Annotated in this window: 18 protein-coding genes; 5 read left to right on the plus strand and 13 right to left on the minus strand. The window is 64.4% G+C overall.

Going from position 1 to position 25125, the window contains the following annotated elements; all coding sequences use genetic code 11:
* Positions 1 to 179 precede the first annotated feature (179 nt).
* Positions 180 to 3389, minus strand: coding sequence for an SBBP repeat-containing protein (locus ACZ5B4_RS11680; RefSeq protein WP_464911407.1), 3210 nt, complete (start codon positions 3387 to 3389; stop codon positions 180 to 182).
* Positions 3390 to 4202: 813 nt separating this feature from the next.
* Between ACZ5B4_RS11680 and ACZ5B4_RS11685 the strand changes: the two genes are divergently transcribed.
* A complete protein-coding gene (locus ACZ5B4_RS11685) occupies positions 4203 to 4865 on the plus strand; it encodes an RNA polymerase sigma factor (RefSeq protein ID WP_464911408.1) in 663 nt (220 codons plus the stop codon).
* 109 nt (positions 4866 to 4974) lie between these two features.
* On the plus strand, positions 4975 to 6735 hold the full coding sequence (locus ACZ5B4_RS11690) for an anti-sigma factor family protein (protein ID WP_464911409.1): 1761 nt from the start codon (positions 4975 to 4977) through the stop codon (positions 6733 to 6735).
* Between the two features lie 8 nt (positions 6736 to 6743).
* Here the strand turns inward: ACZ5B4_RS11690 and ACZ5B4_RS11695 are convergent, their stop codons facing one another.
* From ACZ5B4_RS11695 to ACZ5B4_RS11735, 9 genes are all read right to left on the minus strand, one after another.
* Positions 6744 to 8162, minus strand: coding sequence for an ArnT family glycosyltransferase (locus ACZ5B4_RS11695; protein ID WP_464911410.1), 1419 nt, complete (start codon positions 8160 to 8162; stop codon positions 6744 to 6746).
* A 45-nt stretch (positions 8163 to 8207) separates the two neighbouring features.
* A complete protein-coding gene (locus tag ACZ5B4_RS11700) occupies positions 8208 to 9461 on the minus strand; it encodes a BBP7 family outer membrane beta-barrel protein (protein WP_464911411.1) in 1254 nt (417 codons plus the stop codon).
* A 468-nt stretch (positions 9462 to 9929) separates the two neighbouring features.
* Positions 9930 to 10865 carry an ABC transporter substrate-binding protein gene (locus ACZ5B4_RS11705; protein WP_464911412.1) on the minus strand — a complete coding sequence of 312 codons (936 nt, stop codon included), beginning with the start codon at positions 10863 to 10865 and terminating at the stop codon, positions 9930 to 9932.
* Positions 10866 to 10935: 70 nt separating this feature from the next.
* A complete protein-coding gene (locus tag ACZ5B4_RS11710; protein ID WP_464911413.1) occupies positions 10936 to 12180 on the minus strand; it encodes a PQQ-binding-like beta-propeller repeat protein in 1245 nt (414 codons plus the stop codon).
* 293 nt (positions 12181 to 12473) lie between these two features.
* Complete coding sequence (gene frr / locus ACZ5B4_RS11715; RefSeq protein ID WP_464911414.1) at positions 12474 to 13034, minus strand: ribosome recycling factor; 561 nt, start codon at positions 13032 to 13034, stop codon at positions 12474 to 12476.
* Positions 13035 to 13125: 91 nt separating this feature from the next.
* Positions 13126 to 13899 carry a UMP kinase gene (pyrH, locus tag ACZ5B4_RS11720; RefSeq protein ID WP_464911415.1) on the minus strand — a complete coding sequence of 258 codons (774 nt, stop codon included), beginning with the start codon at positions 13897 to 13899 and terminating at the stop codon, positions 13126 to 13128.
* Positions 13900 to 13906: 7 nt separating this feature from the next.
* Positions 13907 to 14737 (minus strand): translation elongation factor Ts, encoded by an 831-nt coding sequence (gene tsf / locus ACZ5B4_RS11725; protein WP_464911416.1) that lies wholly within the window; start codon positions 14735 to 14737, stop codon positions 13907 to 13909.
* A 136-nt stretch (positions 14738 to 14873) separates the two neighbouring features.
* The gene (rpsB, locus tag ACZ5B4_RS11730) at positions 14874 to 15644 is read right to left on the minus strand and encodes a 30S ribosomal protein S2 (protein WP_464911417.1); all 771 of its coding nucleotides are present in this window, start codon (positions 15642 to 15644) and stop codon (positions 14874 to 14876) included.
* Between the two features lie 439 nt (positions 15645 to 16083).
* Positions 16084 to 16377: a transcriptional regulator gene (locus ACZ5B4_RS11735; protein WP_464911418.1), complete on the minus strand. Its 294-nt coding sequence runs from the start codon at positions 16375 to 16377 to the stop codon at positions 16084 to 16086.
* Between the two features lie 503 nt (positions 16378 to 16880).
* Between ACZ5B4_RS11735 and ACZ5B4_RS11740 the strand changes: the two genes are divergently transcribed.
* Complete coding sequence (locus ACZ5B4_RS11740; RefSeq protein WP_464911419.1) at positions 16881 to 19805, plus strand: hypothetical protein; 2925 nt, start codon at positions 16881 to 16883, stop codon at positions 19803 to 19805.
* A gap of 42 nt (positions 19806 to 19847) precedes the next feature.
* Here ACZ5B4_RS11740 and ACZ5B4_RS11745 read toward each other — a convergent pair whose 3' ends face one another.
* The 3 genes from ACZ5B4_RS11745 to ACZ5B4_RS11755 form a co-directional block, all read right to left on the minus strand.
* Positions 19848 to 22292 carry a beta-L-arabinofuranosidase domain-containing protein gene (locus tag ACZ5B4_RS11745; protein WP_464911420.1) on the minus strand — a complete coding sequence of 815 codons (2445 nt, stop codon included), beginning with the start codon at positions 22290 to 22292 and terminating at the stop codon, positions 19848 to 19850.
* A gap of 469 nt (positions 22293 to 22761) precedes the next feature.
* Entirely contained in the window at positions 22762 to 23466 is a 705-nt protein-coding gene (locus tag ACZ5B4_RS11750; RefSeq protein WP_464911421.1) for a superoxide dismutase, read from the minus strand.
* Between the two features lie 591 nt (positions 23467 to 24057).
* Complete coding sequence (locus ACZ5B4_RS11755) at positions 24058 to 24318, minus strand: winged helix-turn-helix domain-containing protein (protein WP_464914021.1); 261 nt, start codon at positions 24316 to 24318, stop codon at positions 24058 to 24060.
* Between the two features lie 87 nt (positions 24319 to 24405).
* Here ACZ5B4_RS11755 and ACZ5B4_RS11760 point away from each other — a divergent pair, with 87 nt between their 5' ends.
* Both ACZ5B4_RS11760 and ACZ5B4_RS11765 read left to right on the plus strand, forming a co-directional pair.
* Positions 24406 to 24666 carry a hypothetical protein gene (locus ACZ5B4_RS11760; RefSeq protein WP_464911422.1) on the plus strand — a complete coding sequence of 87 codons (261 nt, stop codon included), beginning with the start codon at positions 24406 to 24408 and terminating at the stop codon, positions 24664 to 24666.
* 16 nt (positions 24667 to 24682) lie between these two features.
* Positions 24683 to 25060 carry a DUF2019 domain-containing protein gene (locus tag ACZ5B4_RS11765; RefSeq protein WP_464911423.1) on the plus strand — a complete coding sequence of 126 codons (378 nt, stop codon included), beginning with the start codon at positions 24683 to 24685 and terminating at the stop codon, positions 25058 to 25060.
* The last annotated feature ends 65 nt before the right edge of the window (positions 25061 to 25125 follow it).

Here is a 25125-nt window from a genome sequence, read left to right on the forward strand (position 1 = left end):
GCGGCGAAGCGGCTGCAACGGTCGAAGCGGGGCAAAAACGCCGGATTTAGGGCCAAGATCGGCGCGCGATTCCGCAGGTCCGCTTTCTTTGCTAGCTCCCGATTGTTGGGCGAATTCGTGACGACCCGAAAAATCGGCGCGGTTGCTGCAACCGAATCTCGACCTTGCGGCTCAAGCACTCACAGCGGCAGCCAGCCCATGCCCGCCGTCACCGTGACCGCGACCGGCGATTCGATATACTCGATACGATCGTCGCCGCCGCTACTGTCGCGCAGCTTTACCGTCTCGAAAAGTGCCACTTGGTGCGTGAGGAGGCGAGTACCCGACGACGCGACCCGATACAGGCGAACGATGTCGCCCACGATCTCCGCCAACTCGTCGTTCGGGGTGTCCCACAGGGCGGCCTTGTCGGCGCCGCCCACGGAGGGCGTGTCCCAGCCCTCGCCCGCGCGGGCGAAGACCTGATCGAAGGAGCGGGCGGTGATGCGATACCGCGCGCCGGCCGTCGCTTGATCGAAGATTTCACTCTTTCCCGCCTTGCCGTGGAACTCATCTTTCAGCGGAGAATCGTACAAGAAGGCGAGGTCGAAGCCGCCGGACGAGGCGTCGGCCGAGATGAACGCGAAATCGCGGAGGGTCACGTCGAAGCCCGGTCCCGAAAATTGCGTCCGCCCCAAACCCGCTTCCAACCGATCCTCGCCGGGAGAGCCGAAGAGGACCGCCCGGTCGTTCCCGCCGGAGGCGAAGGCGCGGACCACTTCGAAAAACTTGACACGGTGATAGAGGCCGGGACCGATCATCTTGGCGTGCTGCCACTGCGGCTCGGACTTGAATTTCACGGCGAGTTCCCCGTCGGCGTCGGGGCGAGCGTCGTACAGCTCCGCAGTGTCGCGGCCGCCCGCCGCAGCATAGACGTGAATTTCCGTGAAGTCCTCGCAAATCACATCGGGAGAGTTGCCGGCTTGCCACTCGGCCCTCCCGGGGAAAATGCGGACGGCGTCATCCGCGGGGCCGTCGCGGAGGACGACCACGTTTCGGCCCGGCCCGCCCTCGAATCGCACGGTCTCGATTTCGCCCGGTCCTGGAGCGGCATACCGGACGCCCCGGATTGCCAAGACGCCCGCGGCGGCATCGAACTCGAACGTATCGTCGTCGGCGGTGCCGAGCACGGTCCAGGCGGCCGCCTCTTTGACCAGCAGGTTGGTCAGCCGCAGGTCAAAGGCTTCGGCGTCGCCCCGCAAATGGACGAAGTATTCCGCGCCGAAGCGGACGTCGTAATCCAACCGGGCCTCGCTCGGCGACCGCAAGCCGGCCAAAGCGGTCGCCTCCGGATCGAGCAGCGGATTGCGATCGTAGAGGAGAACGTCCAACTGCCGGTCCGAAGGCACGCCCAGGGCTTCCACGGTCAAAACGCCGTCTCGGGCAGGGAGAATGCGGAAAAAGCGGTGGCCCGTCTCTCCCAAAGTCAGGCCCGACCATACGGCGAAGTCGATCGTTCCGCGATCCTCCGATTCCGCCAGCAAGAACGAAGCGGCCGCGGGATCGCCGAGCGTGCCTCGATCGTCCTCGGCCCGCGCAAGCAACGTATAGCCGCCGGGGGCCAGTGCGGCGGTGTCCACCGTCCATGTCCAACCGTCGTTCGGCAACTCATCGGAGCCGAGCGGGAAGTCACTCGCGGGGTCAATCCGCCCATTGCCGTCGGCATCGAGAAAAAATGCAACGCGGAGGACTTGCCCATCCGGATCGAACACGCCGGTTGCAGTCGCTTCCAGGGGCGTGCCCGGCGTTGCGATTTCGGGTTGGACGATCAAGGTCGCAACCTGCGGGGGGGCGTCGGCCGGCGGATCGAACCGCAACAAAAAGCCGTCCCGCACGCCCAAGAAGTTCTCGGCCTGGTTCAAGAACGGCCAATCCGGCGACGCCGTTCCGCCGACGATGAGGAGGGAGCCGGAGCCGCCGTCGATCACCGCGCGGGCGGAGTCGTTATTGCCGCCGCCCAAGTAGCTCGACCATGCCACGGCGCCGGCGGCATCGATGCGGACGAGGTAGCCGTCGGTCGTGCCGTCCAAGACGTCGTCGCGGAAGCCGCCGCACCAGTCGGGCGAAGAAGTGGTGCCCACCAGATAGCCCCCGCCCGAGGCGTCGGCGAAAAGCCGGCCGCTTTGCTCGTCCAAGGCTCCGCCCAACAGCACGGTCCAGGCGACGGCGCCGCCGTCGTCGGCGAGAGCGGTAACGAAGACGTCCTTGCCGCCGTACGGGGCGCCGGATGTGATTCCGGCCGGCCAAGTCGCGGAATCGGTTTCGCCGGCGATCAGAATTCGTCCGGCCGCATCAACGGCGACGGAGACGGCCGCGTCCTCGCCCGATCCGCCGAGATACGAGGACCACGCCCGCTGTCCGTCGGCGGATGCCTTCAGGACGTAGGCGTCGAAGGCCCCGCCGAGATAGGCGGTCCGGTAGCCGCCGGCGATCCAGCCGGAGGAGGAGGTCTTGCCGACGACCAGGATGCCGCCGTCGGGAGCGGCGGCCAAGCCTGCCGCGGTGTCCCAAGCATTACCGCCCACATAGCTCGCCCATAATCGCGCCCCGTTCGGCGACAGCTTGGCGAGAAAGCCGTCGAAGGTTCCGCCGTTGTAGCCGGAATCGAAGCCGCGGTAACCCCAGCCGGAGGAAGCGGTCGTGCCCGCCGCGTAAACGTTGCCGTCGGCATCGCAGATCACGGCCTCGGCGCCGTCATAGGCGGCTCCGCCCAGGTACGTGGACCAAACGTGCTCGCCTTGCGGAGATATCTTGGCCACAAACGCGTCGCCGTAGCCGCCGTAGGATGTGTCGTAACCTCCGGAGACCCAACCGGAGGATCGCGTATAGCCGGCCACGAAGATGTTGCCCTGATTATCGACGGCGACGGCTCGGGCCGCGTCATCGCCCTCGCCGCCCAAGTACGCGGCCCAAAGCAACTCGCCGGACGCGGTGAGCTTGGCGACGAAGGCGTCGCCGCTGCCGCCCCAGGTGGTGTCGAAGCCGCCGGCAATCCAGCCCGACGAATAGGTCGCGCCGCAGACGATGATGTTTCCCAGAGCGTCGCGCGTTACGGCGGTGATCTCATCCCAATCCGCGCCGCCCAACAGACGGCTCAGCCCCACCGACCACTCTCCGCTCGAAGAGGCCGTTACCGTGCGACCCGTCGCCGCTGCGACCGTGAAGAAGGTGTCGGCATCCGGCTCCGGAGCGATCGACGCCGGCCAAGCCTGGACCGACAAGAGGCGGCGGGATTCCAGCACTTCGCAGAGGGGTCGGAATCGGTTGGGTCGCGGCGGACGATTCGACCGTTTCGCAACACGTCCTCCTCGCCCGAGCCTTCCGGTTGCGATGAATGGCAGCAGCCCCATGCGTGATTCCCTCTTCATCGAACCCGCAGCGGCCTGCGGACCGAATGCCTCTTCGTTCCGAAGGTTTTGCCCGGAATTCGAGTCGCATCTCTTTGGACCCTGATCGCAATGGCGCCAAGTATAATCTTGCGGCAATGGTTGTAAACACCTGCGGGTGCGAGCCTCGGGCGCCGTCCTGCGTGGATCGCTGCCCCCGGTTCGAACCATGACGCCCGAGGTTCGAACGTTGACGCGGCACTTCCACCGCCGGTTTGGTCGGCGGTTCGGGATGGCGGCGGGACGAAAAAAGCCGGCGCGAAGGGCGTGAGCCCGAGGCGTTCAGATGAAGCGGCCCCCGGGTCGCGCCACCGCGGTTTGCGGTTTTCGTGTCGCGGAACCACCTCGCGGGAGGGATAAGGGAGCGCGGAGAGAAACTTATTCCCCGCCCGGCGGTTTATTTTGTTGATGAGTCGGGACGAGCGACCGAGCGCATCGCGATGCGGGGTCGTGTCGGCGCGGCTGGAACGCAAGGAACAAGGCAGATGCGTCCGTGGGACGATTCCGGCGATGCGATGAAGGAGACCGCGGAGGAGTTCACGGGGAGGCGGTTTGGGCGGCATGAGGTGGGGGCACTTCCCTTCCTCCGCTGCTAGCCCCATACCGATGGATGGAGTACAGTAAAAGAGGATCGTCTCGCATTGAGGGAATCTTCGTGATCGAGGGACGGTTCCGTCTTGCCTTTCCCGTGGTAGACCCACGCGACGGGGAACCGCTTTGGCTGTTAGCGAATCCTCCATCCAAAGGTCGGCCCTCCGCGATCCGGACGTGCGTCTCATGTTGGAGGTGCGTTCGGGGAACGCGGCGGCCTTCGAAGAGCTGGTACAGCGCTACCAGACTCGCGTGCTGGCCGTTTTGGAGAACTTGCTGGGAAATCGCCATCAGGCCGAGGATTTGGCCCAAGAGGTCTTCCTCCGCATCTATCGCGCCCGAAATACCTATCAGCCCAACGCGAAATTCGCCACCTGGCTGTTCAAGATCGTCAATAACCTGGCATTGAACCAGTTACGCAATCGCTCGCGGCGGCGCGAGATGTCCACCGATTTTCGGCCGGACGGCTCGCAATTCCACGAGGTTTTCGCGGATGCCGTGCAGGTATCCAGCGGGCAGATGCCCGCCCGCCGGCTCGACAAGCTGGAAATGCGCGATATCATCCGCCTGGCCCTGGAATCGCTCAATGAGCGGCAACGACTGGCAATCCTGCTGTGCAAATTCGAGGGGATGAGCTACGCCGATATCGCGACGGCCATGGATATGTCGCCCAAAGCCGTCAAGTCGTTGCTCTCCCGTGCCCGAGTAAGACTGAAAGAGATTTTGCAGCCCTATATCGAGACGGGCAAAATGCCCATCTCCTTGGCGGACGCCGAATCGACCATGGACTGGAGTCACGAAGCCGAGGACTCCGGAGAACATGCGGAAACGCCGAACGGCGGGGACTGAGGCGAGGGTCGGACGACCGCCCCGCACCGACCCGCGACAACGCGACGAGAGGCCCGCTCTCGCCGCACGCGACAAAAGAAAAGAGTAGTGTGAGGACCGCTTCCAAGCCATGAGCGACTCGATCACGCGCAACGACGATCCGTCGCGGCTCGAAGAGCTTCGAGAGGAACTCGTCGCCTATCTCGACGGGGAACTCTCGCCGGACGAGACCGCGCGCATCGAGGCGCAGATTGCGCGCGACCCGGAACTCCGCCGGGAGCTGGATTACCTGGCCAAGACCTGGGATTGGCTGGACGCCCTGGAACGGCCGACCGTGGACGAGGAGTTCACACGGACGACGATCGAGATGGTGGCCGCCTCGGCCCTGAGCGAGGCCGAGCAGATTCAGCGACAGGCCCCGCGGCGCGCGGCCCTGGAATGGGTCTTCGGCGGTCTGGCCGCGGCCCTCTTGGTCGTGATCGGTCTGCTGACCGCTTCCGCCCTTTGGACCAATCCCAATCAATGGCTGCTGGAGAATTACTCCCTGATCCAGAACCAGGACTTCTACCGCCGCGGCGAGTCCGTGGCGTACTTGGAGTTGCTCGATCAATCCGGGGTGTTCGAATCGGCGGATGCGTTCGAGTCCGACGCGCCGGACAATGCTCCTCCGCTAACCGCCGAGCCGGGTTCGACCGGGGTCTCGCCGCCCCCGTCCGCCTCGGCGATCTCGGCAAGCAAGCCGACCACCGATTCCGGAACGAACGAGGGGGGGGCTGCGCTCGAGTCGCTTCGCGTGGTACCGCCCATGACTCCCGCCGCCGCGCGGCAAGAGATAGCGGGCCTATCGTCCGAGCAGCGCCGGGAATTGCAGCAGAAGGTGGTCCGCTTCTCGCGGCTCTCGGAGGCCGAACAAGAGCGCCTACGCCGCTTCCACGAGGAGTTGTGGCGGCATCCCCGGGCGGATCACCTGGCCCGAGTACTAACGCTGTATTGCCGCTGGTACGCCATGCTGCTGCCGCACCAACGGCTGGAACTGGAAACCTTGCCGGACGAGGAGCGGATCGCGTGGATTCGCCGGCAGCAGCAGGAATTGCTCTCGGAGGCGATGCGGAACGCCCTATTCAATTTCCCGCCCGAGCGGCTGCGGAACATCCTCTCCAGCACGCGTTCTTTGGGCGCCAACGAGCAGTTGCCGCGGGAGGACTGGGGAGCTTTGTTCAAATTCGTCGAGAACTTGGCCGCCGGTCGTGCGCGGCAAATGCTGGAGGGTAACGCCTGGCCGCCCTCCCGTCGCGAAGAGATCCTGCGCAACTTGAACCGATTTCGGGACGAGGATCGGAAGCGGGAATACCTGGCCATGCTGTGGTTGCAGAATCAGTTGGATCACCCGGATGACGATCCGCCGATCACCGCGGAGGACGTGGCCGCGTTGCGCGCCGAGCTTTCTCCCGAAGCGCGACAACGCCTGGAGTCGCTGTCGCCGGAGGCGCAAATCCGATTGGTGTGGACCTGGGCCAGGGCGGGCGTCATCTTCCGCTACATCGCCCCCCGCGTGATGTGGGACTTCCGCCGCCCCATGAGTGAGCAAGAGCTGAGCAAATTCGTCGAAGAACAGCTCTCCAAGGAAGATCGCGACCGGCTGTTGGCCTTGCCCCCCGAGGAGATGCGGCGGGAGGTAATCCGGCTGTATTTGCGGCAGAATTTCCCGGGGATGGGCGAATGGGGGCGCGGCCGAGGACGCGGCGGATCTCCCGGCGGCGGTCCCAGGGGATCGCAAGGACCGGGGCTACAGGAGGGATCGTCCTTCGGGCCGCCTCCGCCTCCGCCGCCCGGGCCTCCCTCGCAGTTCGGCAAACCGGCCGGTGCGTCAAGCGATCCGCCCGGCGCGTGACCGCCCCTTCAGCCTACGCACTTCGTCGCAGCGCTTCGCCCGCACCGCAACACGCGGTACCCGGCCGCGATTCCCGCCGCCGCGAAGACCGCAACCAACGGCATCAGGGGCGTCCGCATCCGCAGATTCGTCCAATAAAAGGCATGCACGATCGTGAGGACGGCGGCAGCGCTGAGGGCCCAACGCAGGGCCAACGTCCGCCCCAAGTCGTCACCCTCGCCGCGGGTAAGGGTTCCGCCGCTCCCTGGGAAGCTGATCACGCTCGGCTTGCGGAGCAAGACCCAGGCCCCGACGGCGGCCGCCGAGAGCTCCAAGGCATAAAACCCGGCCACGGCGTAACGTCCCAGCCGCCGGGGTAACGACTCTTCGCCTTCGGCGGCATTGGGCAAAAGGCCCCAAAACGCCGACAATCGCTCCCAACATGCCCATAGGAACGTCCCGGGCTGGGAGGCGATCGTCCGCCGGGCCAAGTCGTAAGCGAGGCGATCGGCAGCCGGCTCGTCCCGTACGCCGTGGACGTACAACTGCTGTTCCCAGCGGCGGTTGAACGCGGCGGCATCCCATACACCCCGCCGAGCCGGGTTATTCAGATAGGCGTAATAGTCGGGATTATTCGCCAAGTAGAACGTGTATCCGCCGTGGGTAGTGCCGAAGACGGGCGAGCCGAAGACCACGTAGTTCCGCACCCCCCAAGGCAGGATCGCCGCGGCGGAGCCGAGGGCGGTGAAAACGGCGGGCCGCCAGGCAAGCCCCGTGAGAAGGCTTTTTACGGACCGCCTTTCCAAGCTCGTCGGCCCTTCCGTCGGCGTCGGGCATCGCTTCGCCCGATTACCGCAGAGCAGAACGAGGATCACGGCGAGGGGAATCCAGGCCAAGAAGGTCGGTCGCGTCAGGGCATTCCATCCCAGCAAGATTCCCGCAAAAAACCAGGCGGTAGCGGCGTCCTTTCGAGCGGCCACGGTCGCGAGCCAGACGGCGATCGCCAGCAGTGCGGCACTGAGGGTTTCGGTCATCAGCAGCCGAGAGTGAAAGAGCAGGAGGGGATCGCAGGCCGTCAAAATCCCGGCGATCCAGGCCCACGCGCCGAATCCCCACCGCCGCGCCAACGCCATCGCCAGGGAGACCGTCGCCAACCCCAGCGCCAGGTGCAGGATGCCCGCGCCCCAGGTCCACGACAAGCCTGAGGCTCGCACGGCGGCGAGAAGGACGGGATACAGTGGCGGGCGAAAGGCCGTGGCACGCTCGCCGTAGCCGAAGACGCCGTGACGCAATAGGTTGTCGGCCACGGCGGCGTAACCGTCGATGTCGCGAGAGAAACCGCCCGGCACGCCCCAGAGTACGCCCGCGCGAATTACCAAAGCCGCGATCAGTACGACCGCGGTCGGCGAGGGGCCGCGGAGACGCGCGTTTGGGGTTTCGCTGGGCATGGACGGATTATGTTGTGACCGGACGGACGGCGGTCCCGCCGGGCCTCACCACACCACTTGACCGCCCAGCGACACCCCTTGGAAGAAGACGCCGCCATTATCGTTTACCCGGGCAGGGGTGGACAAGGCGAAGTCGATTTGCTCGGCTGCCAAGGCCACGCCCTCCAACCACATCAGGTCGTACCCGCCGAAGACGGTCACGCGCGGCAGGATTTGGTAGCTGGCAAACAAGTTGAGTTCCCCCATGAAGGCCGCGTCCGTATCCTCGGCATAGCGAAGGGTCGGGCTGGGGTCGTTGAGCAAATCCATCCGGGTGGTTTGTTCAGACCAATTGAGCATGGGAGCGGCCTTGATTCGGGCGCCCCAGTCGAACCGGTGCCGGCGGAAGAGCAACTCCACCCCCACTTGGACGCCGAACGTATCGCTTTGGCTCCAGATCGACTGGCGTCCCCACAGCGTGGTCGTGCCGTTGCCGTTCACGATCTCACCGCGGCTGTCGAAGGTAAAGCCCTCGTCCAGCGAGATGCCGCGTAACCCGAGCAAGAAGCTCCAAAAGGTGCCGGTTTGGCATTGCCGCTGCCAGCGACCGTTGGGCAGCAGTGCCAGGCGATCGGCCCGGTGCCGCGGCCGGAACCACCAGTTCAACTCGAAATTGTTGATCTCGGAGTGATACTCGGCCTGCTGCCAATCCGCGAAGTCGAAGTCCGTCAGAGTGAAAGGGGTGAAGAGCGAACCGGCCGTGAAATTGCCGGCATCCGACGTGTAAGCCGTCCGCGTGCCCGAGACCGAGCGACTCTCCGACCACTCGTTCAGCCCCCAATAAACGAATTCCAGGAATTCGTCGCGATTTTCCTTGTCGCGGCCCAAGTAGTACGTGACCTTGGTCTCATAGCCGCCGGCGATGTCGTCGTTGAGATCGTAAATATCCATCAACGAATTGCCCAGGATGTCCTGCGTGATAGACTTGGCCCGCGGTCGGGAACGGTTGAGGATCTTGGCCCCGTTGTACCAAGTCCAGAGATGGGGGCTATCGTAACCGGCTCCGCAGATTTCGCAGGCGCCGGCGGTTGCCTGCAACGTCAGGGATTTGCCGGAGGCGGCGCGGTCCCAAGCGCCCTCGGGCCATCCACCTTCGGGGGATTCCACGCTGATCGCACCCGACGAAAAGTCCGCGGCCCCCATGTGTTCGCCGGAATACGAAGGGGCGAACTGCTGTGCCTGAACATCGGGTTTCCCCGCCGACTCCGGCCGGAGCAGAAAGAAAGCAATCACAAGGCCGACGATATAACGGGTTTTCACGCGGTCATCCTCCGTGGCAGCACGATCGCCCCCCGCTGACGGGGTGCGCTGGGATCGTGGACCGAAATACTCGCAAAACCCTAATCGGCAATCCGCCGCCGGAAGAACAGGAATATTCCGCAAAATCGCTTCAGCCGTTAAGGTCCGCGCAATCGTAACCCACGGAATCCGCCGCCGTCATCCGCAACCGGGCGACTCCCGCTTCCGGATCCGCTTCCGGTATCCGGAGGGACTCCCTCCATCACGTCTCCCCGCTTGGTTTTCTATCCCGGAGGGTGCAGAAACCCTGAGAAAGCCGGAATATCCCCGGAACGGCCGATTGTTTCGGGAAAACAGCCGGGTGGCGGGATTCGCAGCGTGTCTAGGCACTCATCCACTGCGTCTGGGTCCGCCGACCGTTCCACCGCCGCCTTGCACCGGCGGTTCGAATCCCGGCACGATCCCGATGCGGCTTGTTGATACGACGGCTCAGGGCGGGGCGTGCTGCTCTGGCGCGGTCTGAGGTTCGATCTCGGGATGAAAGCATCGGGCGAGCCGATCGACGAGCAGCGGTGTTCGCGGACCGGGCACCACGGGAACGTCGGACAGGATGTAAACCCGGCCCGTCCGTACCGCCTTTACCTCCGCCACCTGATTCCACCCGCTGAGGATGACCTCTTGCCCGGCAGCCGCAGCGGACACGTCGCCCACGAGATCCACAATCACGTCGGGATCGATGCGTAGAATGCCCTCGCTTGAGAGGACGGGAAACGGGACGCCCAGGTGCTTGGCCGCATTCTCCCCGCCGGCCAACTCGATCGCCTGATCGAGGAATCCGTCGTCGCCGGCGACGTACACGTCGCGAAGGCGGTTCTCCTCGATGGTTCGGTCGATTACCAGCAACACGCGGGGGCGAGGCCGGCCGCGGTACTGCTCGGCCGCCCGATTCAGCCGCGCTCGCAGCGCCTCGGCCGCCTCTCGCCCGCGCTCCTCGACGGCAAAGACCCGGCCCAACGTCTCGAACGAGGCGAAGACGCCCTCCAGGTTGCGGTGATCCACTTCCAGAACCCGCAACGAGAACCGATCGAACAATTCCTGCCAACGCTGTGCCCCGGCGGGGACGACCACCAAGTCGGGCTGCAAGCGGAGCACCGCCTCGACGCTGGGGTTGAGGTATCCGCCGACCTTGGGCAGGCGGGCCGCCTCGGGCGGGTAACGGCAGAAGTCGGTCACGCCCACTACCCGATCGCCCAAACCCAGGGCAAACAGCGTCTCGGTGATGCTGGGGGCCAGCGAGACGACGCGTAGAGGGACGGCTTCGGGCCGCCGAACGCCCGGCTGCTCCACGGAGGCCGCCGGCCCGGCATCTCGACCGCACCCTGCCGCCCAAAGCAGCATCCAGGCCAGAGGGGCGAGACGGAACATCCCCCGCCCTTTCACCCGGCAGTAGCCTCCCGCTGCCCAAGATCGTCTCGACGGGCCCATCCAAAGCGGCCTAGCGGCTCCGGACATCGTAACACATCAACACGTTATGCGCCCGCAGATAGAGCTTGCCGTCGCAGATCACGGGATGCGGCCAGGCGGGTCCGTCCACGACTTCGGGCGTGAACGTGCTGATGACGCGGAATTCCTTGGGATCCGCGGCGATCAGGGCCGTCAACCCCGACTCGTAGCGGAAAATCAGCTTGCCGTCGGCGTACAAGACGGCAGCCGAGCCGCGCGCCAATGCCCGCTCCTTCCAGCGGATCTGTCCGGTCAGGAAGTCCAGGCAGGTCGGCGTCCCCTGGTTCTGTCCGTCGCCGCCGTAGATTGCGTCGCCCACCAACACGACGCCGCCGTGGTGATTGGCGAAGTGGCGGTAATCGAAGAAATAGACCTCCCGAGCGTTCCAGCGATCGCCGTCGCGCTCCACATCCACCAGGGCGCATCCCGTCCGATAGCTGGTGGTCACGAACACATGGTTGTCGCGGATGACGGGAGAGGTGATGTTGGCCACGGCGTTGGCGATGCGGTTGTAATTCCAAAGGAGCTTGCCGGTTTGGGCATCGACGCTCACGGCGCCGCGACCGACCACGGTCACGTACTGCCGCACGCCGTGGATCTCGGCGGGGATGATGGAGGCGTAGCCCGCTCCATCCCTGCCGGCCGGGCCTAAGTTCCCAGGCTCGCACTGCCAGATCGTTTCGCCGGTATCCTTGTCCAGGGCGACCATCAGGGCCTTCGGTCCGCCCGGCGTGCAGACCAGCCGGTCACCGTCCACCAGGGGCGATTCGCTGAACCGCCAGACGGACATCATGACTCCGCCGAAGTCGCGTTCGAAGTTTTTGCGCCAAAGGACGGCCCCGTCGGCCGCATTCAGGCAGACCAGATCGCCGCTGGTGCCGATGGCGTAGACCTTGCCTTCCTTGACGGTGGGGGTGCAGCGGGGGCCTCCGTCGGAGTGCGGGGGACCGACCTCCGCCGCCCACAGTTCGTTGCGGCTTTCCAAATCGTAGGCGATCACATATTGTCGTTCGGCCCCGCCGTTGCCTCGGCGGTCGCCCATCGTGTAGATTCGCCCGCCCGCGATGGAGACGGTGGAATAACCCCGGCCCAGGCCCTCCAGCTTCCACAGCAGTTTGGGTCCGCCCTCAGGCCACTGGTCGAGCAAGCCGGTTTCGGGGCAGATGTTGTCCCGATTGGGGCCGTGGAACTCCGGCCAATCGGCCGCCCGACCTAGGGAGCCGACCGAAGCGAACATAACCAGAGCCGCCGGCAAAAGCCATCGTGAGCCGTACACAGTCCGCCTCCCAGTGAAAACCTGCCGTCGATGAAGAACCTAAGAACCGAGGGACATAGAGCGGCCGAAGCGGAGGCAGGCCGACTCGCCCGCCCGTTCGACATGGGGTTAATTGTGACCGAGCACGGCGGGGGTGTCAAACATGGGGCGATATGGGGCGATCGGGAGCGTGATTTCCCTTGGGCTGACGCCCGAGCTGAACGCTTTAACCCGAGGCTCGAACCTCGCCTTCCGAGTGGCGCGGGGATGCGGCGTCACCCCTCCATGACGTCCTTTTCCCGCTTTTGGGCCAGTTCGTTGGCCTTTTCCTCGTACTCTTTCGTCAACTCCTGGATGCGTTCCTTGATGCGGTCGCGGTCGTCCTCGGTGATCTCCTTGTCCTTCTCGGCTTGGTCGGCCCATTTATTGCCTTCGCGGCGGATGTTCCGCACGGCGATCTTGGCATCCTCGCACAACTCCTTGATTCGGGCGACCATTTTGCGGCGGACTTCGGTGGACAACGGCGGGATGTTGATGCGGATGACGCGGCCGTCGTTCTGCGGATTGAAACCCAGGTCACTCACCTGGATCGCCTTCTCGATGTCCTTGAGCGTGCCGGGATCGTAGGGGCGAATGACGATTTGCTGCGGCTCGGGCGCGGCCACGGCCGCCAATTGTTTGAGCGGCACCGGCGCGCCGTAGGCCTCCACGCGGAGACTTTCGACCAAACCGGGATTGGCGCGGCCCGTGCGAATGCCGGCTAGGTTCTCCTTCAGCACGCAGACCGCCTTTTCCATCTTCTCTTCCACGGTCAGCAGGATTTCATCTTCGGTCATGGCGAGGTCTCCCAGATCGGCGGCACCGAGGCTCCCGTTCCCAATCGCGTCTGCGTTCCGTCGGCGGCGAAGATGCGGAATCCGTGCGGTGTTACGCGGCAGGCGAAGGGGCGGCCGGGACCGCGTCGCTGATCCGCGTTCCCACCGGCTCCGCGCGAATCGCCCGCTCGATGTTCCCCGGTTTCTGGAAATTGAAGACCAGAATCGGCATCCGGTGTTCGGCACACTTGGTGACGGCTTCTTTGTCGAGAACGCGGAGATTCTGGCCCAAATAGTCGGCGTATGTCAAGCGACCGTACAGAACCGCATGGGGGTTGCGGATGGGATCGTCACTGAAGACGCCGTCCACCTTGGTGGCCTTGAGCAAGATGTCGGCCTTGAACTCCAAGGCGGCCTGAGCGGCGGCGGTATCGGTGGTGACGAAAGGCCGGCCCGTCCCCGCGGCCACGATCACCACCCGACCTTTTTCCAAGTGCCGGTCGATGCGGCGGCGGATATACGGTTCGGCCACGTTCTCCATGCGGATCGCCGAGGCCAATCGCGTTTCGACGCCCAGCGATTCCAAGGCGTCTTGCAGGGCCAGCCCGTTGATGACGGTGGCCAGCATACCCATGTAGTGTGCGGTGGCCTCTTGAATGGCCGCGCTGCCCGCCTTGAATTGCGCTCCGCGGAGGATATTGCCGCCGCCCGGAACGACGACGATCTGGACGCCGGCGCTTGCCGCCCGAGCGATCTGCTCCGCCAGCTCCACCACGGAAGTCATGGTAATGCCGCGTTGACCTCCCACGGCGAAGCCTTCGCCGGATATTTTCAGTATCACGCGGCGATACGACGACCCGTCCGCGGCGGTTTCTCCTCCCATCATCGCGGTCTTACTCCTTGCCGATTTCCCAATAGACGAAGCGGACGAGCTTCATGCCGTGGTCGCCGGCGAATTGTTGGACGGACTTGCCCGGCTCCTTGACGAACGGTTGGTCCACCAGGCAGTTCTGGGCGTAGAAATCCTTCATCCGCCCTTCCACGATCTTGGGGATGATGTTTTCGGGCTTGCCCGACTGCCGCGTCATCTCGGTGAGGATTTCGCGTTCCTTGGCCACCAAGGCGGGATCGAGTTCGTCGCGTTTCATGGCCTTGGGCCGCATGGCCACGACATGCATGCAGATTTCCTTGGCCAGATCGGCGTCGCCGCCTTCCACCTCGACCAGGGCGGCCTTGCTGCCGTCGTGGTGCAGATAGGCACCGCACGAACCGTCCAAGCGAAGAATCCGGCCCACGCGAAAGCTCTCGCGGATGCGGTTCACGACTTCGGTCAGGCGGTCCTTGAGCGTCCGGGCCGGGTCCTTGCGGGAGGGCTGGGCCAGCAACTCCTCGGCGGATTGAGCGCCGGGTCCCAATGCCAATTGCTGCACCATGTCCTCGGCCAAATCAATGAAGTCCGGGCTTTTGGTGACGGGCGCGCTCTCGCAGAGCAGCTCGACCATGGCGGCCCGCTTGCCGGCGAAGTCCTGATAAATCGCGATCCGGCCGAACGCCGTCTCGCGGTCGGCTCGCTTTTCCATGACCTTTTGACCGGCCTTGCGCAGAATCTCGATCGCCTTGTCGGCGTCGCCTTCCGCCTCTTCCAAGGCCCGCTTGCAATCCATCATGGGCAGCCCGGTACGCTCACGCAACGCCTTGACCACGGCGGCGGATATCTGCGACATAACTCGATCTCCCATCTAAGCTGTATGAACCATCACCGAAGCCCGGCCGTCCGTAGGATTCGATCGACGGCCGCTCGGTGCCGATTTCGAACGCTCAACCCGCGAAGCCTTGTCCGCGGCGGTTCCGGGCCGCTGCTCAGTCCACGGGGTTGGGTTGGGGAACGGGCCGCGGCTCGGCGGTTTTTTCCTTTTCCGCGGCGGCCGGCCCCTCCTTCAACAACCCGGCCGAGGCTCGACCCGCGATGATGGCATCCGCCAGCACGGTCAACACCACCTCGATGGAACGCATGCTGTCGTCGTTGCCGGGGATGGGCAGGTCCACGTCGTCCGGATCGCAATCGGTATCGATCAAGGCCACGGTGGTGATGCCCAACTTGCGGGCCTCGCGCACCGCGTTCTTTTCCTTGTTGGGATCGACGATCACCAGGCACTCCGGCAAACGCTCCATGGTCCGCAAACCGTGCAAGTTGCGGTGAATCTTGCGGTATTCTCGGTTGAGAGCCGACTGCATCTTCTTGGAGTAGGTGTGAATCGCGTCGCTGTGGATCAAGCCCTCCAACTCCTCCAGACGGGCGAAGCGACTGCGAATCGTGGCATAATTGGTCAGCGTGCCGCCCAGCCACCGATCGCTGACATACGGCATGCCGCAGCGCTGGGCCTGCTCGGCGACGATGTCCGCCGCCTGCCGCTTCGTGCCCACGAACAGAATCAACGAACCCTTCGATGCGACGCCTTGGAGATACTTGCGGGCACGCAATAGACCGCGGAGGGTCTCCCGCACGTCAATAATATGAATCTCGTTCCTGCGCCCGTAAATGTACGGCCGCATCTTGGGGTTCCAACGGCTCGCGCGGTGGCCGAAATGGACGCCCGCCTCGATCAAATCCTTCACCAAAATAGTCGCCACGGATTGCTCCTAACTAGGGCACACCGACATATCTCCCCGCAGGGAGGGGTCGGCGTTGACGCAAGAATCACCCGGTCTAGTCCCATTTCACCATGCGTGGACCGCTCACGCAGGGTAGAACCCTAAGGATAGTGTTCCGGACTAGTCGGGTCAACCAGAGCCGCCACATCCGCCGCGTTTTGTCGCGGCCGAACTCGCAAGCATCCGGATCGCCCGCGTACGCCGCCGTTCGTCAGCCGTGGGACGCCGGCCGTAGCGATCAAGACGCGTGCGACCGTCAACCGGGATGCGGCTTAAGGGGCAAGAAGGGGCAAGAAATCTGGAAGGGCCTAACTCTCTATGAGATAGGCCCTTCCAGTACTTGAGGGGGGAACTGAGAGGAGGTTTGTGACTTCAGGGCGAACGGATCGGCGCGGGCTGCGCGATCCCGTTGCCAGGATTATCCGTTTTCCTTGCTTTGCTCAAATTTCCGGCGATACTCGTCTCGTTCACGCCGGGTGGCGTCCAGGTCGAACAGCAGATACTTCATATCCAATCGCAGCTCACCGAGGGCGTCTTGCACGAGATTCAGGATCTGGCGGCGGCGGCGGGCGTTATCGACCACCCGCCCGAGCGGTCCTTGCAACTGCGTCCGGTAGGGATCCGGCAGCGATGCGATCGTCTGCACCAGCTCCTGCAATTCGGGGGGGATGATCGCCTGATCTTCTTGCTTGCCGAAGCGGGACTGCGTCATGGGTGTCATCTCTTCAACTGGGCTGCCGGGGCGTCAACGATGTCTTGCTGCGAGAGCGGATCGACGCAGACGGGATGCCGCAGCCTTTTCCCGTCGGGAACACACGCGCAAGTGCTTGTCCTTATTGGCTTTGCGATCGATGCCTCCGCCGTCCCCGTGGGTTCGCATGTTGCCTTGCGTCAACAGTTGATCTGGTCTAAAGCAACAAATCGTGGTAAAAGCGGGACTTGTTCGGCCGAATCTCGGCGCCTGACAAGGAGACGTCATCTCACGCAGGATCTCACGATCTCACGCAGCATCTCACGCAGGCGTTCCACTGCCGCCGCACGTCCGCCATGCCTCGACCCGTTGCTAGTACCGTCGCCCAGCCTGACGACAGCCCTGAGCCTCAACTCGCGTTGAGACGGGGCTTTGTCGCATTGGCGATTCGGCGACGTGTCCGCCTGACGCGGTCCGGCTCGGCGAAGAGACTTCGGACGGGGTTCCCCCGCGGCCGACCGTCTGTGCCGATTTACCGCTTTTCGCTGAACGGCCCCCTGCTCGTTGTCGCCATCCTCCTACCGTTCGCCTGCCGGATCGCAGTCTCGGCGGCATCCCAAGTCGGTGATCCCGCGGGCTGGAATGCGGCTTCCGAGACGCCGGCCCCCCAACTGCAATGGCAGTACGCAGGCGGAGATGCGACCTGCCGGGAGACGCTGCATCGCGTCGAGCCGCTGCCGCCCGATAATCGCATGGTCGAGCGGATCGCAATCTCGGCCGGGGTAGGCACCGCCGTCTATTATTTCCACCCCCTTCCGCCCGCAGCCGTGATCGAGGAATCGGCCTGCAAAGTGGAAGTCCGCGCCGTCCGGCCGGGCATCCAGGTCTTCTTTTCCGTCGTGCTGCCGCGAACGGTGGATCGCCGCACGGGGAACCCCTTGGCCCTGCTTGTGCCGGGCGAGGTCCTCCGCGTGGCGGGCGGCTGGACCGCGCTCCACGTGACCGACGTCCCGCGCGGCTTGGAACGCGAGATTCGCCCGCTGCGATTGCAGTTGGGCGGGTTATCCATCGACACCCGGGGCGCCGTCATCAACGGCATCGTGCTGAATGTGTACGGCGGTCCGGGCGAGAACGAAGTCTGGATCGGCAACATTGAAACGTTCGGGCGAGTTCCGCCGCCGACGGTCGGCGAAGGCGTCCCCGCTTTCCCATCCGCAGCAACGGCCGGGACGGCGGATCCCCAGCCGTTTTCCGGCACCTTTACGCCCCGCGATCCCTTCACCGCGCCGCGAGCCGACGGAAACGTCGTGCCGGCGGCCGGGTGGTCCAATACGCCTTTCGCCGAGGATTCCCCGCCCCTGACGACGGTGATTCGCGGCAATCCTGATACAAGAGAGGGCGCGACGGCACCCCAAAGCCGGATTGCCTTGGAAGGTTCGCTGCTGCGGATCGACGGGCAACCGTTCTTCGTTCGCGCCGTCGAACACCGAGGAGAGCCGCTGGATTTCCTGCAACGCTTGGGCTTCAACGCCGTGTGGTCGGAACAAGCGAGCGAGGCGTTCTTGCGCGCAGCGCGGGAGAGGGGGATGTGGGTCATTACGCGACCCCAGCTCGGACTATTGCCGTCGCCGGGAGCGTCGGGGTTGGATCGTACGCTCGGCCCGCTGTTCGAGCCGGTCTTGGCCTGGGACCTGGGAGAGCAAAGCTCGGCGGAGGAGGTTATCGCCTTGCAGCGGTCGGCGAGCGAATTGCGCCGCCGCGATGGACAAGCCGGCCGGCTCTTGGCGGCTCGACCGCAAACCGATCTTCGGGCGGCGAGCCGGGCCGTGGACGTCCTGATCTTCGGGCGAGATCCCGCTTACACCGCGCTGACGTTCCGCAACTATGCCGAGTGGCTTCAGGGACGGCTCCTGCTGCCTCGCCCCGGGACGCCGGCTTGGGTGACCGTGCAGACGCAACCCGACCCGGCCCTCCTCGATCAATGGCGCGGCGCCGGCATCGAGCCTGCCGCCATCGACGCTTTGGAGCCGGAGCAGATTCGCATTTTGACATATTTATCTTTAACCGCGGGGGCCAGGGGCTTGATTTACCGATCGCGATCTCCGCTGGATGCGGCGGACCGGGCGTCGCGGCTCCGCGCGGCGGCGCTGGAGCTGGCAAACCGCGAGTTGGCGCTGGTGGAACCTTTCCTATCCGGCGGGCAATTCGTGGGCATGGTGGAAAGCAATCGGCCCGAGGTCACCGCCGCCCTCTTCCGCACCGATCGGGCGCGGCTGTTGATTCCGCTGTGGATCGGTCCCGGCTCGCAACTGGTAACTGGGCAGTCGGCCGCCCAAGAGGTCGCCTTCGTCGTCCCCGGCGTCCCCGACGCCTACACCGCCTATCTGTTGCTGCCGGGCAATATGGCCCCGCTCGATGCCGAGCGAGTAACGGGCGGCATGCGCGTACGATTGACGGAGTGCGGCCCGGCCTCGTCGGTCGTCCTAACGCAAGACCCCTTGGTGTTGCACCATCTGTCGCAGCGCGGTTCGCCTTCAGCGGTGCGCGTGGCCGAGCTGTGGAAAGAAATCGCCTCCGAAACCCTGCGGCAGGTCCGTGCCGTGTACGAGCAAATGGGACGGAGCAAGTATGCCGCACCCAACGCCGAGGCGTGGTTTCGCATGTCCGCCGATAGCTTGCAAGCGGGCGAGGCGGCACAAGCCCGGGGCGACGCCGCGGACGCCATCCGGCAATATCAGCGGGCGGTGCGTCCCCCGGCCTTGCTCCGCCGGATGATCTGGGAATCGGTCCTGGATCCCGCCGCCGACCCTACGTCCGACCCCTTGGCTGTATCCTTCCAAACGCTTCCTTGGTATTTAGCGCGGCGCGATCGCTGGAGCACCGCTGCCTGGGGCGACAACCGCTTACCGGGAGGAGACATGGAAAGCGCCGAGGCTTGGTCCTCCGCCGGTTGGCAGGTCTATCAATATCCCGTGCCGGGCGTGGAATCGCGGGCCCGCCTCTTGGCGACGGCGGCGCGATCCGGAAACCTCGGCCTGTGCCTATCGGTTCTTCCCGGCGACCCGCAGCGTCCCGCAGTCAACGTCGAGTCGCCGCCCATCTGGTGCGATGCGCCGCCGATCACCGTCCAAGCGGGCGACCTCGTGCGGATCGAGGGCTGGGTCTATATTTCGCGTCCCACCTCGGGCAGTCCCGACGGTCTGGTCATCCAGGATTCCATCGGCGGCGAGGCCCTGGCGGTGCGGATTCCAAGGACCGTGGGCTGGCGACCGGTCCGGATGTATCGCACGGCCGCGCAATCCGGCGAGCTGCGGCTGCGGATCATGATGACCGGCTTGGGCGACGCCTGCCTCGACGATTGGACGATCCGCAGGGCGGCTCCGAACGGCCCGCTGGCTCGGAACCCGGCCGCGGATGCGACCGCCAAAACAGCCTCTTTCGGCGAGTAACTGTGGGAACGCCGAGACGACGCGAGATCCCGAACCGAGCGATCACTCCACGCGCCACTCCAGGATCCCGCCCGAGAAGCCATGCCGCAGCTTCACGTACAGCCGCAATTGGGACGTCTCCACGGCGTCGAACTCCAGCCGATTGAAGCGATCTTTGTCGACTCCCACTGCGGCGTCGGGCGCGACGTCGCGCCAATCGCCGCCGTCCCACCACTGCACGCGGCACGATTCAGGGGTGCGGCACTGACCGACGCCCGTATCGTCGAACCAGTAGACCTCCACGGCGGAGACCTTTTTCGGTTCTTCCAGGCGGTAGATGATCCATTCCCAACTTCCCTTGTGCGGCCACCAAGTGAAACGGGGCAGGCCTTGATCGCCGGAGCTTCGCGGCACGATCCCATCGACGACCGCCGCCGGAGTGTCGTTTTCGAAGCAGTGCGAGGCTTCGACGGGCGGGGCCTTGGGCACCTGCCAACGGACGGCCTCCGGGCCGAAACCGATCACCGGAAAGGCCGAAATCCGCAACCGGGCACAACCCATCGGAATCAGCAACACGTCTTCCGTCGGCTCGTCGGATCGAACCGGCGACGGTTGCAACGGCGCTACCAGCCCGTACTGATCGAGCTGCCACTCCGGTATCTTTCGGGCTTTGGTCCGAAGCATGATCGGCGCCGCCTCCGCCGTAAACGGTTGCCGATCCGCGGCCCCCTCACGCCGGATCACCTCGAAGCCGCTCTCGGGCGGATCGCTGAGAACCAACCCGTAGTTCCAATCCGTCGTGGGGTGAATCTCCCAGGACGGCCACTCCTCGGTGCGATCGTGCTTGACGTAGCGCTCGCCGATCCGCAGCGAGTACGTCAGCGGACCGCGATCGACCGAGACGCTGTTATGATTCGCCTCCCACACGCGGAGACGAATCGACATCGGCAGCGTCAACGTCAGCTCATCGCCGTCGCGCCAGGTGCGTTCCACGACCAACCAGCCGCCGGAGACGGCGGGCGCCGGCAAAGCGCGGCCGTTGAGCCGCAGCAACGGTGACTCGCACCAGCTCGGTACCCGCAAGTACAGGGGAAAGGCGACGGACGATTCCATGCCGAGTTTGAACAAAACCTCTTCGTCGAAGGGATACCGCGTCTCTTCGCTGACGACGACCTCGCGGCCTTCCGGACCGACTTTGGCACGGACCGTGCTCGGGGCGTAGAGGACGGCCGCCAAACCGTCTCCCGCCGCCGCCATCCAGAGGTGTTCCGTAAAATACGGCCAGCCGTGCGAAACGTTGTGCTGGCAGCAGCGGTGATCGTAGGGATCCATGCAGAACATCGGCCCGCCGTTTTGCACCCCCGGCGATTTGTTTTTGGCATCCGACACCGCCAGGTTGGGCGCCGTGAGATAGCGCAGGGCCTTGAGGTCCGGCGTCATCGAAGCGGGGAGCGAGTTGAAGGCCACGTCCTCGCAGACGTCGGCCCACTTTACGTCGCCGGAGAGGGCCGCCAGCATCTCGCACGAGAGCATCATCTCGACCATGGCGCAGGTCTCGGCGGCCTGACGGGGGTCGTGGTAGCCCGGCCGGCAGTTCTCATCCGCGCCGTACAATCCGCCCGGCACCTGTCCGTATTGGCGCCGCATGTCCTCATAGTTGAGCCATGCCCGCTCCAGCAGGGCGAAATCCCCTTTTTGCTGGTAAAAGATGCCCGGGGCGCGGAAGCATTGCGCCATGTTCACACCATGCCAGTTAGCCACGCCCTGATCCCAGCGGGCCATACGCCGGAAGATCTTCTCGCCCAGCTCCAAAAGCCACCCCTCGCCCGTCCGATTGTACAGCCAATACACGCTCGCCAAGTTGTCGCTTGCCCGCTGGTTTTGCCAATACGGCAAGAGGAAGTCCTCCTCCGGCAGCTCCAGCTCCCAGCGGAAGTAGCGGCGCATCAAATCGAGGACCCGCGGATCGCCCGTATATTCGTGATACGACTGCAAGACGTTGAGCATGACCATGTTCGGCCAAACGTCGGGCTTCAGATCACGGGGGGGGCCGACGACCTTCAGGTTGCGGACGGGACCGAAGTAGCCGTCCTCGCGTTGGCTTTGCATCACCGGCTCGATCCACCGCTTGGCCTCGGCGATCATTTCCGGCCGTTCCAAGAGGTAGGCCAAATCGCCGTAGCCCTTGAGCCAGTAAGGCACCTCTTCCCAATGGCTCTGTTCGCCCTCGCCGGTAGGGCTGAGCCAGGCATTGCCCTGCGGATCCAGGAAGCGGCTCACCTCGTGCAGTCGGCCTACGAAGCCGTCGGCTTCCAGCTCCAATTGCGTCTGTAGCCAGCCTTTGGCTCGGACCGCGCCGACCGGCAGCTTGGTCAGCGGACTGGGCACCAAGGGCGGACGATTGGCGGCGTAATGGCGGATGCCGAGCGTACCGTCCGGGCTCTTCACCGCGCGGACCGCAACCTCGTCCGAACGTTCCTCACTCTCGGCGAAGGGGCCGGCGATCATACATGCGACTCCCAATACCAGCGAAACGAGCCGCGCCGCTCTTGGAGCGTATGGTCTTGGCGCGTAGCAGGCCGACAATTTCCGACAACGCATGGGGCCTTTCTCCTGTGTTTTTCGAAGGACTTCCGCATGGTGATTGTTGGAACGACCGCATCCGCGGCCGCCCGCCCGTCGCTGGATCCACAAGCTCGCTCTTTTCGGGCTGGGAACGAAACTCTCTGGGAGCCGCGAATCGGCTCAAAAGGCCGTATCCCGGCCCCTTCCGCCGTGAGCCGTCGCACGGGCGAAGTTGTGCGTCCCAACGCCGGCATTCCCACTTAACACACGGCTCCGTGGGCCACGAGTTTCCCAGGACGTCGTGACGCCGGGTTTTGAAAAATATCGCGGCGTCGTTCTCGCCCTTGCGATTGTGGCGAGGATGCTTTGTTGCGGCCCGGCACGAGCTGCGGTCTTTGCGAACGGCCGTGCCTCAGCCCGCCGCCCGGGCAAAACACTTTGCGGCGAAGTCCCAATCGACGTGATCCCAGAAGCCCTCCACGTACTTCGCGCGATCGTTGCGATAGTCGATGTAGTAAGCGTGCTCCCACACGTCGATGGTGAGGACCGGTTCCAGGCCGTGCTTCAAGGGAGTATCGGCGTTGCCGAGGGCCAGCACCTGGAGCTTGCCGTCTTTGTCGGCGGCCAGCCAGGCCCAGCCGGAGCCGAAGAGCTTGACGGCGGCCTCGGACATGGCGGCGCGGAGCTTCGCCGAATCTCCGAAGTCGCGCTCGATCGCCGCCGCTAAGGCCCCGCTCGGAACGCCCCCCTGCGGCTTCAAGCAGTCCCAATAGAAGCTGTGATTCCAGGCCTGAGCCGCGTTGTTGAACACCGGGCCGGCCGGCGCCTGGATGACCACGTCCCGCAACGACAGCGTGCTCTCCGGTTTGCCTTCCAACAAAGCGTTCAAGTTCTTGAAGTAGGCGGCGTGATGCTTCCCGTAGTGAAACTGGATTTGCTCCTCCGAGAGGAACGGCTTCAAGGCGTCCATCGCGTACGGAAGCGGAGGTTGTACAAACGCCATTTTCGTCTCTCCTTTCCCGGAAACCGATTGGGCCTGCACCGCGGCAGTCTTCAGGGCCGACCCCAGCCCCGTCCCCACGACCGCCGAACCGACCAAGAAATCACGACGTTGCATGATTCCCCCCTTCCCATCGAAACCACGCCGAGCTCATCGTCTTGCCCGGCCTTCCCCCTGCCGATCTCCCAGCGAGACCGCGTCTTGAGTGTATCGGCGAAGATGGCATCTCGCCAGAGGTTGACCGAGAGACGCAGGCAAGCCCGGCTCCCGCCCATACGATCGCTTGAAACCCACAAGAAGACGGATGACCGCACGACGGATGCGACGCCGCAAGCGTTGCTGGGCCGCATCAACGCCGCGCGGGACATCGCCGAGTTCAACATCCGGAGAGGCCGAATGAGGGCGACACCAATCAACTTACCGGAGGCGGGAACGGCAGCATTGGGTCCCCCGCCGCGGTCCACTGCGTTGTCCGCAAGACGTCAGCTTCCGTGCTTTGTGTTGCCATGGGCCGCGTAGCGGAACGCCGGAATAATTTGGATTAAACAGTCGCCGTGCGTGTCTCAGAAATCGGTACTGTCGGTCGTCGACCTTGTGTGACGCAGGGATGCGGTTGCGTCCGCTTTGAATTGCGTCGGCTTCCAAAATGTACCGATCGACCGGCGTGGACGACTGTCTCCAAACAGTCGCGCAGGCGCCGCCATACGTTCAACGCTCGGACGAATCGCTTTCGGCCAGGTGTCGGCGGCCGGCGTCGCTGATCTCCCACATGCCGCGGGGGCTGTCGCCCTTCATCAGGCCCTCTTTGACCATCGCCGCGCGTGCCCACTGCGCCGTGTTGCGCCAGCGGGGCAGATCGGGATCGGAAGCCAAGGGCTGGTAGTCGACATCCTTAAGAACCTGCTGCATGGCCTGGAGGACCTTCTCGAGTACATCGGCCATCGGAGCGGCGCCGCCAAGGGCCTCGATAAGGCGGCGGACACTGCCGGTGTCCTACGGCCGTTCAAGTCCTTTGACGCGCTGAAAGCGGCATTGGGACCGGCCGGCGACGGTAAGGTGTGGCATCATATTGTCGGACAGCGCCCCAGCAACCTTGCTCGCTTCGGTCCGAAGGCGATCCACAACACGGAAAATGTGGTGGCCGTCCCGAGAGAAGTCAACCAAAGGATTGCGGACTACTATTCCTCCATACCTACAAGGGGTTTCGCAGGTGGAAAGACGGTGCGGCAGTGGCTAGACGGTCAGCCATTTCAGAAACAGCAGGAGTTTGGCTTGCTGATTTTGCAACTGGTGCTCGAAGGCAAGCCATTGCCATGAGGTTTAAAGCATAGTTATGGTGTCAGACCGAATCCAGATTCTGATTGCGCAATTTCGGGAGGCCGTTTTAGAAAGCGCAGAGTACTGTAGCCGTGCTTTGACGGATCCGCAAAGAAAGATGGACCCTGAGAGGGCGAACCGTGCGCACGATCGCGCGCATGAGATATACAAGGAGCTGAGGACTACGCCGGAAGGTCGAGAGGCGATTTGCGGACTGATGCGCGACCCTGACCCCGATGTGCGATCAGTGGCCGCAGCACATGCACTTTTTTGGAGGCCCGAGGAGGCGCGTCAAGTGCTGGAAGAATTGATCAAGTTAGGCGGGATATTAGGTTTCGAGTGCCGGCTGGTTCTTGAGGAGTTCGACGCGGGCCGGCTCACGTTCGACTATTAGGCGGCGCTGGCTGGATGGGTGACTTGCCTTCGGTGGCCGGCCCTCAGAAACCAAGGCAGTAAGAT

The organism is Thermogutta hypogea (assembly GCF_055386265.1).

Bases quoted from the DNA above. Each gene is read 5' to 3' on its own strand.
- ACZ5B4_RS11680 (WP_464911407.1), bottom strand. From the start codon at position 3,389: ATGGGGCTGCTGCCATTCATCGCAACCGGAAGGCTCGGGCGAGGAGGA.
- ACZ5B4_RS11685 (WP_464911408.1), top strand. From the start codon at position 4,203: ATGTTGGAGGTGCGTTCGGGGAACGCGGCGGCCTTCGAAGAGCTGGTA.
- ACZ5B4_RS11690 (WP_464911409.1), top strand. From the start codon at position 4,975: ATGAGCGACTCGATCACGCGCAACGACGATCCGTCGCGGCTCGAAGAG.
- ACZ5B4_RS11695 (WP_464911410.1), bottom strand. From the start codon at position 8,162: ATGCCCAGCGAAACCCCAAACGCGCGTCTCCGCGGCCCCTCGCCGACC.
- ACZ5B4_RS11705 (WP_464911412.1), bottom strand. From the start codon at position 10,865: ATGTTCCGTCTCGCCCCTCTGGCCTGGATGCTGCTTTGGGCGGCAGGG.
- ACZ5B4_RS11710 (WP_464911413.1), bottom strand. From the start codon at position 12,180: ATGTTCGCTTCGGTCGGCTCCCTAGGTCGGGCGGCCGATTGGCCGGAG.
- frr (WP_464911414.1), bottom strand. From the start codon at position 13,034: ATGACCGAAGATGAAATCCTGCTGACCGTGGAAGAGAAGATGGAAAAG.
- pyrH (WP_464911415.1), bottom strand. From the start codon at position 13,899: ATGATGGGAGGAGAAACCGCCGCGGACGGGTCGTCGTATCGCCGCGTG.
- tsf (WP_464911416.1), bottom strand. From the start codon at position 14,737: ATGTCGCAGATATCCGCCGCCGTGGTCAAGGCGTTGCGTGAGCGTACC.
- ACZ5B4_RS11735 (WP_464911418.1), bottom strand. From the start codon at position 16,377: ATGACGCAGTCCCGCTTCGGCAAGCAAGAAGATCAGGCGATCATCCCC.
- ACZ5B4_RS11745 (WP_464911420.1), bottom strand. From the start codon at position 22,292: ATGATCGCCGGCCCCTTCGCCGAGAGTGAGGAACGTTCGGACGAGGTT.
- ACZ5B4_RS11750 (WP_464911421.1), bottom strand. From the start codon at position 23,466: ATGCAACGTCGTGATTTCTTGGTCGGTTCGGCGGTCGTGGGGACGGGG.
- ACZ5B4_RS11765 (WP_464911423.1), top strand. From the start codon at position 24,683: ATGGTGTCAGACCGAATCCAGATTCTGATTGCGCAATTTCGGGAGGCC.